Genomic DNA, 15,633 nt, shown 5'->3' with positions numbered 1-15,633 from the left:
TTAACAACCTACCAGCCGCCACCGCCGCCACCGCCACCGCCGCCGCCAGAGAAACCTCCGCCAAACGAGCCGCTTCCAAAGCCGCCTGATGATGAACCTGCTTTTGAGGATTGTGGTGGCGTCATAGAAGTTGTTACGCTTTGGGCTAATCCGCTATTTAAACCATAGGTAAAGGCATGGAAGTTATAGAAATTCCCTGCATACCAAGTGGGTTCATAGTCTTTTGGCACTACGCCTGCTTCCACCATTTTTTGAAATTTCTTGCCCCAAACTCCATCTGTGCCAAGTACCATGGCATAAGGCAACATTTCCTCGAACACTTCCGGCGTTAATTTCGGTGGGTTAAAATACTGCAACTTCTTTTCTTCGGCAAAGCCCAAATACATCCTTAGCCCTTTGATTAAGGATTGAATTTTAAGCAATTCTATACTTGGTCGCTTAATCAAAATACGATAAAACAACAAAACACTTAGCCCAATGCTCGCAAGCAATCGCGGAATGCTTAAAAAGTAAAAGTCCTCTCCCATTTCCAATAAATACAAAACGGATACTCCTACTAAGAATATACTGGAAATGCTGTACAAAACAATCACTGCACTAAAATTTCGCACAAAGGCTGGAATAGTGAGCAAAAACAAAGTCGCAACTAGCGAAACGATTGAGAAACCTAGTGTATCCTCGAAACCTCCGTCTTTGTACTCATTGATGTAGCAAAATGCTATTAAGGCTAAATTAAGCCCAAAAACCAATAAAATTGGCAAGGTTAAAAGTTTTAAATTTGCCCCTTTTCTGATTAAATAATCATTTTGAACAATCAACGAATCTCTGAATGCTTGCACAGATTCGCTTAAATCTTTGTCATATTTCTTTCCGATGATTTTCTCAGTTTTAGAATGAAATAACTCTTCCATCAAATACTGCTCTTCATCGGGCAGATTTTTGTCGGGTTCTTTTAGTTGGATTAATTTATAGTATTTTTCGTCTGCAAAAAATCCTTTTTTTACGATTTCTTCGATTTTTAAATATCCTTTGATGGCTAAATGCACAATCGCAGCCGAATAAAAACTTGATTTAACGAACTATATTAATAAGCAAATAAAATGAGAGCAAAAATTCCACCATAGGTTATTTTGTTTGATGGGTAGAAACGAATCCATCCACATAAGGTGCATCTGATTTAATTACGGCAAATGCTTGTCTGACGAGTTTGTTAGCAACAGCGATAAGAGCCACTTTGGAAGGCTTCCCGTTGGCTTTCAACCGTGCGTAGCATTCTTTACAGGTTGTGTTTCCACGTAAAGCAGACCACGAGGCGACATAAAGCAAAGAACGCAGGCTCGCATCCCCGTTTCGGTTAATCCCACCTTTGATGTGTACGGATGTTCCTGACTGCTGGTAAGTCGGGCATATCCCGATAAAACGGGAAACCTGCTTTGCATTGTTGAAATAGGAGAATCCTCCGGTAGCGACAATCAAGGCTGTAGCCAAAGTGATGCCAATCCCTTTGATGGATGTGAGTAGTTTAACCTGCCTGTCAAACTCAGACGAAGCCAAGTCTGCAAGTTCGGATTCCAAAGACTCAATTTGGCTTGCCAAAAAAGAAATGGTCTTATCCAACGCTTTCATCCCGTTCTTGTCTTGGAACGGAAGCATAACGAGGGAGCTTTTCAGGTTCTTGCTCGCCGTAAGCTGTTTCTTCAACTGCCTGATAATCGTTTTCTTCTGCTTCAGCAGCATGACGGCTTCAGAGGGCATCTTGTAAACGGGAGGATTCATTTTCTCCCCGTACATGGCAATCATACAGGCATCTTTGGGGTCGGTCTTGGTGACGGTCATCATCATGCGTGAGAAGTGCTTGATTTGTTTGGGATTTACCATACTGGAAGCTATTCCTTGCCTGTCAAGCAGATAAAGAAGCAGAAAGCCGTAATTGCCGGTGGCTTCCATCACACAATGATGTTCTGTTACGGAAAGCGAGCCGATGAACTTCCTGATACCTTTTACGGTATTAGGGTAAGTTTGGGTCTGATAACCCGATACTTTCGGAAAAGCAGCTACAAAGCTGTCCTTGCTGATGTCAATTCCAATGTAAGTCATAACGTCTTTAATTTGGTTGAATACATCCTGTAATCTATCGTCGCCAACACGGGATCATAAGTCCCAACGAACTATCCAGATTTCAGATGTAAAGGCATGGGGACTGAACGTTAAACCCGGTTTCTTGAACCACCCCTTAATCGGTCTTTGTCCATGCCTATATCAAAGTTATAAATTATCAAATTATTAACCAACGTACAAATGTACGACCCTTAAATCATTAAACATTCCCACTGTGCCTGGCGACATATTATTGGGCACATTGAATTGTGGCACCACCACAGGACTGGGATAATCGCGCCCGTATTTGTCCCAAGTTCTATAACAATAGAAAAGTGTGGGAATCAATAGAATAATGGATAAAATCGTAATCCCGTATCGTTCAAGAAAACTAGGTGGCGCAGGTGCCATAACTACCCCTTTAGTGAAAGCCACAGCCACCGTTAGCCCCTCGCCTATGGCTAGGTTTTCTGCTTTGTAGCTCACTGCTCCGTCTCTCGTTTCTATATCACAATCCTGCTTATCCTCTCCATAAGAGCCTGTGTAGCAAGCGGTGCTTTCCACTTTTACGCCATGAGGCAATACAATATTGGCTGAAACCTTATCTGTTGGAAAATCCCAATAGTTTCCGTTCACATTCCAATAAAACTCATCGTAGGTGTCAAAATACCCAATTTGGTTATCTGCCGTGTAATTGATTTGATATTCATAATCTCCAGCTGGCAAAAAGTTGTTTTTACGACCGATGTAGATATAGAATTTCCCATCTCGCACCTCGGTAGAATAAGGCTCCTCTACCCCATCTCTCAATACCGAGCTCACATGATAGTTTACTTTATAGTTTCCTGTATTTTTCTTGCGAATGGTGGGAAGTACTCTAAAAATTCCACGACGGATATTTATGCCCTCTGCATGCACTTTGATTTTTTCCTGTACCTGAATATCAGACGACTCCTCAATCTTTATATCTGAATGAAAATTAAGGATTCGCTCCTGCTGAGCAAATACGGCTAGGCAGAGCAAGAAGAAAAATACAAAAAACCTATTTTTCATATATTTTTTAAGGTCTAAAAGTTAACTTGTGGCACTTCTTTTTCGGCTGGATTGTCCAACTCAAAGAATTGACTTTTAGTAAATTTAAAAATATTTGCAACAATATTGCTCGGGAAGCTATCTATCAAGATATTTTTCTCGCGCACAGTGCCATTGTAGTAATTTCTTGTTTTTTGAATATCATTTTCTATTTGAGTAAGCTGTTCTTGCAGACTTAAAAAATTGGTATTTGCCTTTAAATCTGGATATCTTTCTGCCAAGGCAAATATACCACCCAGAGCCTTAGTGAGCATATTTTCTGCCTGCTCCTGCCCTTGCACACCATTAGCCTGCACTGCTTGATTTCTCGCTTGGATTACTTTTTCCAGAGTTCCGCTCTCGTGTTGTGCATATCCCTTCACGGTTTCCACCAAATTGGGGATTAAATCATGACGCTTTTTCAATGCTACATTGATGGCACTCCACGCCTCCTCTACAAGGGTTTTAAGGCTTACTAATTTATTGTAAACGCCCACGCCATACAACACAAACAAAATTAAGATGACTAAAATTATAATACCTACTGTTGTCATTTTTTTTTCTATATTTTTTAATTGATCTCTACAAAAATAAAAAAAAGACTCAGAAATCAACCATCTGAGTCTTCTTTTTTTAACGCTGTTTTTGCTTAGCTTCGATGCTTAAAGTTGCATGCGGAACAAGTTTTAATCTTTCTTTACTAATCAATTTACCTGTTTCTCTACAAATGCCATAAGTTTTGTTTTCAATACGCATCAAGGCATTTTTTAGATTTTTGATGAACTTCTCTTGTCGGTTTGCGAGCTGAGCGTTTTGCTCCTTGCTCATGGTTTCCGAGCCTTCTTCAAATGCTTTGAAGGTAGGCGAAGTATCATCGGTACCATTGTTTTGATCATTAATAAAAGATTCTTTTATCACTTTTAAATCTTTTTCCGCCTTTGCAATTTTTTCAAGAATCAACACTTTGAACTCTTCAAGCTCGGCGTCGCTGTACCTTTTTTTTCCTTTTTCTTCGTTACTCATATTGTTAAGGTTTTTGAATTGCTATTTTCGTTACAATATCGTCAATTTCTACGACATTTGCAACATTTAGCACTTCAAAAACTTCAATTTTTTCTGCCAAAGTTTCGTTGGCGATGTAATCGTAATTAGCATCTACCGCTTGCTGAATCTCTGGAGTGTATTGTAACTGAACATTGATGCGATCGGTAACTTCTAGCCCCGCATCTTTTCTTAAATTTTGAATTCTATTAACTAACTCTCTTGCAAGACCTTCCGCTTTTAATTCATCTGTGAGTGTAGTATCTAATGCCACTGTTAAGTTGCCATCTACAGCCACTACCCAACCTTGAATATCTTTAGTTATGATTTCAAAATCCTCGATTGGCAATTCGTGCGTTTCTCCGTTTATTTCTAAACTGAATTTGCCTGCACGCTCCAGCTCGTTAATTTGCTCGTTGCTCATTGAACGAATTGCTGCCGCAACATTTTTCATATCCTTACCGAATTTTGGTCCTAGTGATTTAAAGTTTGGTTTCACTTCTTTTACCAAAATATCCGCAGCTTCTTCGTTGCTCAAGATTTTTACTTCTTTTACATTCACCTCGTGTTTCAGTAGCTCGGCAATAGACTCCAATCTTTCTTTCATTACCTCATCTAGTGCAGGAATCATCACCTTAGTAAGCGGTTGTCTTACTTTGATTTCGGCTTGTTTTCTAAGGCTAAAGAGCATACTTGTCGCTTTTTGAGCTAAGTGTGTTCTTTCTTGCAATTCATCATCGATTAGGCTTGCATCAGCTTTCGGGAAATCTGATAAGTGAACAGATTGTGTTTCTCCCGCCACCGCGGTTAAATCCTTATACAATCTATCGCTAAAGAATGGTACAATTGGAGAAGCCAATTGTGCTACGACTTTCAATACTTCGTACAAAGTTTGGTAAGCAGCAATTTTGTCTTCAGAATATTCGCCTTTCCAGAAGCGTCTTCTGTTCAAACGAACATACCAATTACTTAAGTTATCTCCCACAAACTCTTGGATTGCTCTCGCTGCACGCGTAGGCTCATAATCTGAATAGTATCCATCTACTTTTTCAATCAATGTGTTTAATTCAGATAAAATCCAACGATCAAGCTCTGGGCGTTTTTCAACAGGAACCTTTGCCTCTTGGTTGGTAAATCCATCTACATTGGCATACAATGCAAAGAACGAATATGTATTATATAAGGTACCGAAGAATTTTCTACGAACTTCCTCAATTCCTTCTAAATCAAATTTTAAGTTTTCCCATGGTTGTGCATTCGAAATCATGTACCAGCGTGTTGCATCTGGACCATATTTCTGAATGGTTTCAAACGGATCGATGGCGTTTCCTAAACGCTTAGACATTTTTTGTCCGTTTTTGTCTAAAACTAAACCATTAGACACTACATTTTTATAGGCAATTTGGTCGAAAACTAAAGTTGCAATCGCGTGCAAAGTATAGAACCATCCGCGTGTTTGGTCTACGCCTTCTGCGATGAAATCAGCAGGAACGATTTCCTCTAATTTTTTATCGCAAGAGAACGGATAGTGCCATTGTGCATAAGGCATAGAACCACTATCGAACCAAACATCGATCAAATCAGATTCGCGTTTCATTGGTTTGCCTGTCGAAGATACCAATGTGATTTGGTCTACATAATTTTTGTGTAAATCTAATTTTTCATAGTTTTCTTCTGAATAATCACCTGGTACAAAATCTTTGTATGGATTTTCGGTCATCACGCCTGCTGCGATAGCTTTTTCCACCTCTTCCATTAACTCCTGTGCAGAGCCAATGCATTTCACCTCATCGCCTTCTTCTGTGCGCCAAATTGGCAATGGGATTCCCCAATATCTTGAACGAGAAAGGTTCCAATCCTTAGCCTCTGCCAGCCAGTTTCCGAAACGGCCTTCTCCCGTAGATTTTGGTTTCCAATTGATGGTTTTATTCAATTCCACCAATCTTTCGCGTTTGTCGCTGATTTTGATAAACCAGCTGTCTAGCGGATAGTATAAAACAGGCTTATCGGTACGCCAACAATGTGGATAAGTGTGATTATATTTCTGAACATTGAAGGCCTTGTTTTCTTCTTTTAACTGAATAGCGATTTCTACATCTACAGAACGCTCAGGTGCTTCGCCCTCGTTATAATATTCGTTTTTCACATATTTTCCTGCGTATTTTTCAGGAGCATGCGAAGTGAATTTCCCTTGCAAATCTACAAGCGGAACAGGGTTTCCGTGGTCGTCTAAAACGAGCATTGGTGGCACACCGTTTTCCTCACTCACTTGGACATCATCTGCACCAAAGGTAGCTGCAGTGTGCACGATACCTGTACCATCTTCTGTGGTTACGAAATTACCCGCAATCACACGGAAGGCTTGGTCTGCATCTTTATATGGCAATGCCCAAGGCAATAATTGCTCATATTTAACCCCTACTAAATCTGCTCCCGTAAAGGTTTTTAGAATTTGGTAAGGAATCTTTTTATCTTCGCTTTTATAATTTGCAAAATCCTCAGGATTATCGGTTTCTACGAATTTCCCGCCGAATTGCTTTTTCAACAATGGTTTTCCGATGATTACGGTAATTGGCTCAAAAGTATATTGGTTAAAAGTTTTTACCGCGACATACTCAATCTTTTTGCCCACGGTGAGTGCCGTGTTCGATGGCAAAGTCCAAGGAGTAGTCGTCCAAGCCAAGAAATACACCGCGCCATCTAAATCTTGCAAAGCAGGGCAAGTTTCTTTTTTAGCTCTGAACTGAGCCACAATCGTAGTGTCGCTTACATCTTTATAAGTCCCAGGCATGTTCAACTCGTGCGAGCTAAGCCCTGTCCCCGCTTTTGGAGAATATGGCTGAATGGTGTAGCCTTTATAAATTAAGCCTTTATCATAGATTTGTTTCAATAGCCACCATACCGATTCCATGTATTTAGATTGGTAGGTAATGTATGGATCTTCTAAATCTACCCAATATCCGATTTTATGAGTTAAATCGTTCCAAGCATCGGTGTAGCGCATTACCGCTTCGCGACAAGCTTTGTTGTAATCTTCTACCGAGATTTTTACGCCGATGTCTTCTTTAGTAATTCCCAATTCTTTTTCCACGCCAAGCTCCACTGGCAAGCCGTGCGTATCCCAGCCTGCTTTACGCTTAACTTGTTTGCCTTTTAAAGTCTGGTATCTACAAAAAATATCTTTGATTGAACGCGCCAATACATGGTGAATTCCAGGCATTCCGTTGGCTGAAGGTGGTCCTTCAAAAAATACAAAAGTTTCGTTTCCTTCGCGAGTTTCGATACTCTTTTTAAAGGTATCGTCTTTCTCCCAAAAATCTAATTCTTCCGCGGCGACCTTTACCAAGTCCAACTGCTTGTATTCTGGAAATTTATTATGCATAATTCTTTAATTGTTCTATTTAAAATTCTCAAAAATTGAATGTCTGCGAAATTAAGCATTTTTTTCTAATTATGGGATTAAATAACGCTGATTTTGAACACTTATTTAGATTTTCGGGGATTTTTTGGGCTAAATCCTCAAAATCGTTATCTTACTCACATGAAGGATTATGTAATTCATTGGTTTCGTAGAGATTTAAGACTAAAGGACAATACCGCACTACACCACGCCATTCAGCACAAAATACCCGTAAAATGTATTTTTATTTTTGACACCGAAATTCTAAAACATTTGCCCAAGCAAGACAAGCGTGTTGGCTTTATCTTGCAGCAACTTTTAGCCTTAAAAAAGTCCTTGCGAAAGCTGAATTCAGACTTATTAATCCTAAAAGGAAATCCCTCCGAAATTTGGAAAGATTTAGCCCAAGATTCACATCTAAAGGCTGTTTTCACCAATCGTGATTATGAGCCCTACGCGCTCCAGCGAGATGAAAAAGTGCAACGACTTTTAACCCAAAAAAATATCGAATTTCACACCTTTAAAGACCAAATTATTTTTGAGAAAAACGAAGTGCTCACGCAAGCGGGCGAGCCTTATAAAGTGTACACGCCCTACAAAAATCAATGGAAAAAGATTTTGGAACCCGCTCGGGATTTAAAGGCGTTTCCCATAGCACTCGAAAAATCCAATTTTTATACCTTTTTTAATGATGATTTTGAAACGCTGGAGAGCATAGGGTTTGAAAATGTGGAAATTCCTAATTTGCCCACCGATTTGCAAAACATCAATATCGATCATTACGAAAAAGAGCGAGATTTGCCTTACTTAAACGACGGCACTTCCAAGCTCGGCACGGCTTTGCGTTTTGGGACTTTGAGCATACGAGAAGCCATGCGCTATGCCATGCAGCACAACGAAACTTTCTGGAACGAATTGATTTGGCGCGAGTTTTTCAGTCAAGTTTTGGGGCATTATCCAGAAGTGGTTTCTAAGGCTTTTAAACCAAAATACGATTTTATTGCTTGGCGAAACAACGAGCAGGAATTTGAACTTTGGTGCCAAGGAAAAACGGGCGTTCCTATTGTGGATGCGGGTTTGCGAGAGCTGAACGCTACGGGCTTTATGCACAACCGTGTACGCATGATTGTGGGGAGTTTTTTGGTTAAAAATCTCTTGATTGATTGGCGATGGGGCGAGGCTTATTTTGCCGAGAAATTAATGGATTTTGACTTGGCATCTAACAACGGAAATTGGCAATGGGTGGCAGGTTGTGGCACCGATGCTGCCCCATATTTTAGAGTATTTAACCCCATTACGCAGGCAGAAAAGTTTGACCCAAATCAAAAATATATCAAAAAATGGATTCCTGAATGGGGCACGGCTAAATATCCCGAGCCTATGGTGGATCTAAAATCTAGCCGACTGCGTTGTTTGGAAGTCTATAAAAAAGCGGTGAAATCCTCTTAATCTTTTTACCGACCAAAGCTAAAAGCAAGCCCCTCTCTACGCGAGCGTTCCCGTCGCGCGACGGGAACGCTCCCATCTGCACACACGAACTATCCCGTAAATGAACGCAAACGCTCCCGCAATGTCGCGCGAGCCTTCGCGTTGAGATAAGAACCTTTTGCGCATAAAAAAAGCCCTCACTAGTGAGGGCTTTCATACCTTAAAATGGCTCAAGACTACTTCTTGCTATATTTCTCGTATTTCACGGTTTTGAGCATTTTGCGAAGTGCCTCGCCTGGGCGAAACTGTATCTTGTTGCCCTTAATCAAGCTAGGATTAAACTTTTCTTCCGACGCTGCTCCTTCGCTAGTAAGGCTGACTTGGAAATTCCCAAACTCGCCAAACTTCACTACTTTACCATCTGATAAATGACGAGTGCAAGTCTTTATCATCTCATTGAGCACTGCCAAAACATCGGTATCGCTCACCGTGGTAGAACCGCCAGAAATCTCCTCGGCGATTTCTTTAAGGCTAATATCTCCATCTGCCTTAGCATTGGCATACCACTTGCCGGGCTCTTCTCTCTTCTGCGGATTCTTGCGCTCCACTACATTGTATTTTACTGGCATAATTTCTTATTTTTTGATTGTTAATTCTTATTTATGATTCATATTCCTATTTGTTATTCATATATTAAATGCTTCTTTTTGTGGGGTTAATTCCCCACCTTTCCCATAAGGGAACAAAAAAGCCTGCAAAGTCTTTGTATATGTGCCTTTACAGGCTTCTTCTTTCAACCAACTTTTTTCCTTGATGAAAAAAGTTGCAAAGTCCGCGACAGCGGAGTATGTGAGTCAAGAGCAAGAGAAATGGGCTACTGCGTACCGCAGGACTACGCGGGCTTGCCTCCCTTTCTCCCTAGGCTAATCCCTCGGACGCGCTCCGCTCCGCCTACTGCCCATGCACTTGCTCATTAACGCTTCGCTTTGTTCGAGCTGGAATGCTCGAAACTTACGCGTGGTGGTGAGTGAAGGCAGGTTTAGGGAGAGCCTCCATAGCGAACTTGAAAGCTTTAGCTTTCAAATAGCGGAGGCGAACCCCGTGCCGCTAGGCAAACCGCTGCCTTCGCTCTTGATCTTTTGCTTTCACATACTCTTGCTCCAAGTCTTCGCAAGACTTTCTATCAAGAGAAAAGAAGAAGAAAGAAAACACCCCCCCCTATCAAGCACCCCCTTCAAGAGGGGAATGAAACCCCGCTAATCCTTGAGGCAACGAACCGGCTGCCCGTAGGAACGATTGGCGCTGAACATGTTGCCACTGCTTGAGCTGAAGCCCAACTCCCATGCGTTATTGCTACCATTCTGCGTAGACGACCAATAGTAGCCGCCGCTACCTGTGCTGTTGAACTGCGAACCATTGGAGCTGTAGCGGTAGCCTGCAGCGGGAAGATTTAACTGACGCTCTTTCCACATATTTGAATTGCCTGAACCCACTTTGCTGAACAATTGTTCCCACTCGGACTTAGATGGAGTATGATACCCATTTGGACATGGATCATGATAAGTGGTTAAACTTGACGACATATCTCTACTCCAAGACAGATTTGAATGAACTACACGTCCTGAACCAAAACTAGTCCAATCTACTAACTCATGTCCATTTGCCTCTCTACCCCACTGGAACAACGAACCATATGCCTTATAATCAGTCTTACTTGTAGCCTGCTGGGTTGGATTAAAGTGTGGAGAATTAACATTAGCATAATCCGCTCCTAAATTGTTATTTAACCATGTTCTGCCATCTGGGCCTGTGATAGGAATATAGATAAACTGGTGCTCTAATTTACCATTGGTTTTCACCCCAAACTTCTTATCTGGGATACCGCCTCTACCTTTTAATACTACAGTTGCTCTACTTCCGTTTATATCTACATTAAATGTGGCTATGTCATAGGATTTCCCTGGCGCTAGTTGTTTTACTAAATATTCGCCATCACCCTCTACCTTTACTGTGGCGGTAAGCTCACCCTTTACGCCAAAATTACCGCCTGCTATATCCAAGGTTAAATTATTGGCATCATTCCCTTGCCCTTTAGCCGCAGCTACCGTTTGGCTAAAAGCATTATAAGAACCCTTACCATTAGTATACGGGATTTTTATCGTTACTTTATTACTGCCATTGTCTATCCTTCCTTGTATTTTGGTCTGGTTATACACTAATGATACTGTATAATTAGGCTGGGCATTTTGCAAAGTAGCACTTCCTAAGCCTACCACAGTTTGCTGGTCGGCGGAAAGCCCTAATTTCTCAAATTTAGCTACTAAGGTTCCTGCCTCTGGCGTACCCTCTAACTGATAGGTGAGCACCCTGCTTTCTCCTCCATTTAACGAAACACTGGTGTGCTGCCCTTGCTTAACGCTTACATTGCCCTGCTTGGAAGCCCCACTAGAGGCGTTCTGTATGCTCACAGCATCAGAAAAATTAACATTTGTTATCCCTACAAAACCATTGTTCACTAACTTAAACTTAACCGATTGACCATTTAATGCTACGCCACCAATAAACTGTCCACTCCAGCCGGCTGGCTCCACACTCACATTTTGAGACTGCTTATTGTTCACATCAGGAATACAACTCCACTGGTGTACCCCATTCACTACCCCAAAATACATCTCTAAACATTTCTTGGTTGTGTTAAAAATCATCGTGCCCACGGCAACATTCTCAAACTTAGAACGCTCCTCGGTACTAAAGTTTGGGAAGGTTACCCCTTGTGCTTGGGTTTCGTCCTTCTTAAACAACTCATCGTTCCGAGAGACTTCCAAACTTGCATTTGGGGTAGTGGTATTCACCCCCACTCGCCCCTCTGCATCTTGCTGCGCAAGGGCTACACCGCCCACCAGCAACATTCCTAGAAGATAAAAACTTCGTTTCATACTTTTTTACTTTTTTAAAATTAAACTTTATGGTTTTATTTCGTTTTATTTCTTTCTATATCATCAAGGATTTTGTATAGTGTTTCCTTTTTGCAGGGCTAATTCCCCTCCCTCTTTACAATTACTCCATATACTCCGCTTTTGCAGACTTCTTCTTTCAGCCAACTTTTTTCCTTGATGAAAAAAGTTGAAAAGTCTGCGAGAGCAGAGTATGTGAATCAAGAGCAAGTGAAATGGGCTACTGCGTACCGTAGGACTACGCGGGCTTGCCTCCCTTTCTCCCTAGGCTCATCCCTCGGACGCGCTCCACTCCGCCTACTGCCCATGCTCTTGCTCATTAACGCTTCGCTTCAACGAGCTGTAGGTGAGCGAAGGCAGGTTTAGGGAGAGCCTCCATAGCGAACTTGAAAGCCAAAGCTTTCAAATAGCGGAGGCGAACCCCGTGCCGTTAGGCAAACCGCTGCCTTCGCTCTTGACTTTTTCGTTCTTTTGGGTCAAGCCAAAAGAACAAGAAAGAAGACACTAGCACTATACAAAATCCCAAAGAACTTCTCATTTATATCGATTACAGCTGTAAAGCTGTGCTACTTTCAACAAAAAAGCCTTACCATGGCATTAGGGGCATACCACAGCAAGGCCAAAACTTAAAAACGATTGTCGGCTATTCCCATAGCGAACATTACTAAATAACTCTTTTAGTCTCTCGACCAAAAAAATTAAGTATGAAAAAAAACATTCTACTAGGAAGCGCGTTCCACGAGAGTATATGAAAACAAAGTATTTTACAGTGTGGGGCACTGCAAAAACATTTCTTTGTAAAAAAACATAAAGCCAAAGCTCCTAAACGGAACTTTGGCTTTAGTCTCTTTATACAATATAGTATAGCTAGCAACAAGCTAGCAACAATATTTTTGGTTTTTAAATAAAGGAAAGAAGCATTTGCACAAGCAAATAGACAAACTATATTATAAGGTATATAATTGTGTGTGTGTGTGTGTGTGTGTGTGTGTGTGTGTGTGTGTCTACACTTTTTCTCGAACTAAGCAAGAAAAAGTTGTTAAATTTATCACAATTCATTATATGTGGCACACGCTGTTTCATAGACAGGGGCAAAGCTATAAAAAGTTTTTATAATCGCAAGCATTTAGCATGTTAAAATTACAAGTCTTTTTATTATACGCCAAGTACAATTACAAAAAAAAAAGCCCCTAAATCTTAAATTAAAGCTAAAGAGGCTTTTTTTAAAACATTATGGCTTTGGCTAGTTTACCATGACTTCATCTACAAAAATCCATGCGTCGCCGCCCTTAGGTGGATGTGCAATGTTTTTGATAAAGATTTTCACAAATTGTGCTTTTTGATGCTTAAATGCAAAGGCATAATTCTTTAACTCAGCCAATCCATTTTCCTCATAAGGCTGTTTAATTTCGCCCACTTTTTTAAAACTCTTGCCATCAAGCGAAACATAAGCCACCACTTCTAGCGGGAAATAAATACCCGAACTTTGTTTTTGCATCATGCCCACTACCACTTCGCTCATGTCGATAGGTTGATGCAAATCAAGTGTAATAGTGGCATTATCTCTCAACCATGCCTGCCATTGCCCATCGTGGAAATCCTCGGTACCACGGAGCAAATTCACCATATTGGTCTCGTGCTGACCTTGATAGCTTTTGTGATACATTGGCTCGTAACTTACCGTTGCGCCCACTGCTTTATGGAATTTAAATGTTTTCTCATACACATTATTGATAGGCTTTCCGTCTTTAAACAAAGAGGCACGCACGGTGCAGTTTTTCGTAATCTTGATAGGAGAAGTGTATTTTTTAGCATTTTTGGCTAAATTTTTATCATCAATGGTATAACGAATGTCCATAGCAGTTGGAATTTCGTTGGACAAAGTCAGCCAAATTACATTTGGATCTTTTTCATCTATTTTTTCTTTTCCCGTAACTTCGTAAATGCTCTTTGCATAGTTGATGCCCAATCGGTCGAAACGATCCATCATCACATACACACGAGAGAAGAAATCCTTGATGTCGCGCTGCTTAGGCGAAGACCACAACACTTCTGACATGGCAAAAAGACGCGGATACAACATGTACTCCGAGTGCTTTTCGTTTGGCACAAACTCCGCCCATAAATTGGCTTGTGCTCCTAGAATATGATGTTTTTTGTCGGGTGCAATCTGTGGTGGAATAGGATTAAACTCATAAACTTTGCTAAGCGTTTTGTATCCTCCAATTGCCAAAGGCTCGTTTTGTGGCGTTCCTTGATAGGCATCAAAATAGGCATAGTCTCCTGGCGTCATCACAACATCGTGTCCTTGATTTGCCGCTTCGATTCCGCCATCAAAGCCACGCCAGCTCATCACCGTAGCTTCGGGAGCAATGCCGCCCTCCAAGATCTCGTCCCAACCAACTAACTTTCTGCCATGCTGGTTCAAATATTTTTCGATACGCTTAATGAAATAACTTTGCAATTCTTTTTCATCTTTTAAGCCTTCTTCTCTCATTCTTTCTTGGCAGTGCGGACAAGTTTTCCAGTTGGTTTTGGTAGCTTCATCTCCCCCGATATGAATGTACTCCGAAGGGAAAATCTCCATCACTTCATCCAAAACATCTTCCAAAAATTTAAAAGTTTTTTCCTGTCCTGCACAGTAAATATCAGTAATTGGCCATAGCCCACCTGTTGGTACCGTAACGGGTTTGCCTTGGCAAGAGTATTCGGGATAAGCTGCAATTGCACTCGTAACATGGGCTGGCATCTCGATTTCTGGCACTACATTGATGCCACGCTCGGTGGCATAAGCCACGATTTCCTTCAGCTCTTCTTGGGTATAAAAACCACCATAAGTAGCTTTTTCGCCAGGTTTTTGCGGAGGGCGAGCGTCCCAATGTTTATCTTCGTGGTCTGCACGCCACGCGCCTACTTCGGTAAGTTTTGGATATTTCTTAATCTCAATTCGCCAACCTTGATCATCTATTAAATGCAAATGAAGTGTATTCATTTTCAACAAAGCCAAACGATCGATTGTGCTTAAAATATAATCTTTGGAGAAAAAATGTCTTGACACATCGAGCATCACGCCACGCCATTTAAACTCTGGGAAATCTGTAATGTTTTGCGCTTGCACCGCCCATTGTTTCTTGATTAAATTTCCCGACTCAATTTCTGGCGGAAGCAATTGGCGCAAAGACTCATAGGCATACACAAAGCCTGCTCGGTCGCTTGCCTTTAATTCTATAAAATTTGGATTTACTTTTAAAGTATAATTTTCTGGTTTTAAATGAGTATCTTCTTCAAAACCTATAAAATTCGTTTTAGGCTTTTGGGTAACGATGGGCAATTCGTAGCCCATTGCTGGCTGGAATTTAGCCTGAATTAATTCCGCTACATAACGCTGATTTTCGTTGGAAATGTAAATTTTGGTTTCAGGCGAAAATACAAAAGCTCCCATTTCATATTCCACCTTTTGCGGAACGGGTATGATTTGATCTTTTTGAATTGTGCTAAATGCTGTTTTTTTTGGCTCAGCATTATTCTGCACCGCGGTGCACGACAAGATTAAGCCAAAAAAACCAAGACAAAATAATTGTATTGTTTTCATTTTCGTTTCATTAAAAAATAAAAAAAGAACCAAAAAAGGTATTTTTTGCC

General features: G+C 41.0%; 10 protein-coding genes. 1 reads left to right on the top strand and 9 read right to left on the bottom strand.

The genetic code is table 11. The features are described from left to right. Positions 1-8: 8 nt before the first annotated feature. The 6 genes from ORNRH_RS09620 to ileS all read right to left on the bottom strand — a co-directional run bounded on the left by ORNRH_RS09620 (position 9) and on the right by ileS (position 7,591). Positions 9-1,049 carry a DUF2207 family protein gene (locus ORNRH_RS09620; RefSeq protein ID WP_081484569.1) on the bottom strand — a complete coding sequence of 347 codons (1,041 nt, stop codon included), beginning with the start codon at positions 1,047-1,049 and terminating at the stop codon, positions 9-11. Between the two features lie 76 nt (positions 1,050-1,125). Then, positions 1,126-2,097 (bottom strand): IS110 family RNA-guided transposase, encoded by a 972-nt coding sequence (locus ORNRH_RS09615; RefSeq protein ID WP_014790141.1) that lies wholly within the window; start codon positions 2,095-2,097, stop codon positions 1,126-1,128. A 186-nt stretch (positions 2,098-2,283) separates the two neighbouring features. Continuing rightward, positions 2,284-3,150, bottom strand: coding sequence for a DUF2207 domain-containing protein (locus ORNRH_RS09610; protein ID WP_052040755.1), 867 nt, complete (start codon positions 3,148-3,150; stop codon positions 2,284-2,286). A 14-nt stretch (positions 3,151-3,164) separates the two neighbouring features. Beyond that, positions 3,165-3,722, bottom strand: a complete 558-nt coding sequence (locus tag ORNRH_RS09605) for a LemA family protein (protein ID WP_014791655.1) — start codon at positions 3,720-3,722, stop codon at positions 3,165-3,167. Between the two features lie 79 nt (positions 3,723-3,801). Then, positions 3,802-4,191 (bottom strand): TraR/DksA family transcriptional regulator, encoded by a 390-nt coding sequence (locus ORNRH_RS09600; RefSeq protein ID WP_014791654.1) that lies wholly within the window; start codon positions 4,189-4,191, stop codon positions 3,802-3,804. A 4-nt stretch (positions 4,192-4,195) separates the two neighbouring features. After that, the gene (gene ileS / locus ORNRH_RS09595; protein WP_014791653.1) at positions 4,196-7,591 is read right to left on the bottom strand and encodes an isoleucine--tRNA ligase; all 3,396 of its coding nucleotides are present in this window, start codon (positions 7,589-7,591) and stop codon (positions 4,196-4,198) included. A gap of 159 nt (positions 7,592-7,750) precedes the next feature. Between ileS and ORNRH_RS09590 the strand changes: the two genes are divergently transcribed. Continuing rightward, entirely contained in the window at positions 7,751-9,058 is a 1,308-nt protein-coding gene (locus ORNRH_RS09590) for a cryptochrome/photolyase family protein (RefSeq protein ID WP_036601970.1), read from the top strand. 215 nt (positions 9,059-9,273) lie between these two features. Here ORNRH_RS09590 and ORNRH_RS09585 read toward each other — a convergent pair whose 3' ends face one another. The 3 genes from ORNRH_RS09585 to ORNRH_RS09570 form a co-directional block, all read right to left on the bottom strand. After that, positions 9,274-9,666 carry an HU family DNA-binding protein gene (locus ORNRH_RS09585; RefSeq protein WP_014791651.1) on the bottom strand — a complete coding sequence of 131 codons (393 nt, stop codon included), beginning with the start codon at positions 9,664-9,666 and terminating at the stop codon, positions 9,274-9,276. Between the two features lie 627 nt (positions 9,667-10,293). Continuing rightward, positions 10,294-11,973 (bottom strand): FISUMP domain-containing protein, encoded by a 1,680-nt coding sequence (locus ORNRH_RS09580; RefSeq protein WP_014791650.1) that lies wholly within the window; start codon positions 11,971-11,973, stop codon positions 10,294-10,296. A gap of 1,261 nt (positions 11,974-13,234) precedes the next feature. Further along, positions 13,235-15,583: a glycoside hydrolase family 20 protein gene (locus ORNRH_RS09570; protein ID WP_014791649.1), complete on the bottom strand. Its 2,349-nt coding sequence runs from the start codon at positions 15,581-15,583 to the stop codon at positions 13,235-13,237. Between the last annotated feature and the right edge of the window lie 50 nt (positions 15,584-15,633).

It is taken from the genome of Ornithobacterium rhinotracheale DSM 15997 (assembly GCF_000265465.1).
Lineage (GTDB): Bacteria > Bacteroidota > Bacteroidia > Flavobacteriales > Weeksellaceae > Ornithobacterium > Ornithobacterium rhinotracheale.
The sequence above is the reverse complement of the archived record's forward strand: the minus strand, read 5'-3'. Positions and strand labels throughout refer to the sequence as shown.

Excerpts from the sequence above, each read along its gene's own strand:
- ORNRH_RS09615 (WP_014790141.1), bottom strand. The coding sequence starts at position 2,097 with ATGACTTACATTGGAATTGACATCAGCAAGGACAGCTTTGTAGCTGCT.
- ORNRH_RS09610 (WP_052040755.1), bottom strand. The coding sequence starts at position 3,150 with ATGAAAAATAGGTTTTTTGTATTTTTCTTCTTGCTCTGCCTAGCCGTA.
- ORNRH_RS09605 (WP_014791655.1), bottom strand. The coding sequence starts at position 3,722 with ATGACAACAGTAGGTATTATAATTTTAGTCATCTTAATTTTGTTTGTG.
- ORNRH_RS09600 (WP_014791654.1), bottom strand. The coding sequence starts at position 4,191 with ATGAGTAACGAAGAAAAAGGAAAAAAAAGGTACAGCGACGCCGAGCTT.
- ileS (WP_014791653.1), bottom strand. The coding sequence starts at position 7,591 with ATGCATAATAAATTTCCAGAATACAAGCAGTTGGACTTGGTAAAGGTC.
- ORNRH_RS09590 (WP_036601970.1), top strand. The coding sequence starts at position 7,751 with ATGAAGGATTATGTAATTCATTGGTTTCGTAGAGATTTAAGACTAAAG.
- ORNRH_RS09585 (WP_014791651.1), bottom strand. The coding sequence starts at position 9,666 with ATGCCAGTAAAATACAATGTAGTGGAGCGCAAGAATCCGCAGAAGAGA.
- ORNRH_RS09580 (WP_014791650.1), bottom strand. The coding sequence starts at position 11,973 with ATGAAACGAAGTTTTTATCTTCTAGGAATGTTGCTGGTGGGCGGTGTA.
- ORNRH_RS09570 (WP_014791649.1), bottom strand. The coding sequence starts at position 15,583 with ATGAAAACAATACAATTATTTTGTCTTGGTTTTTTTGGCTTAATCTTG.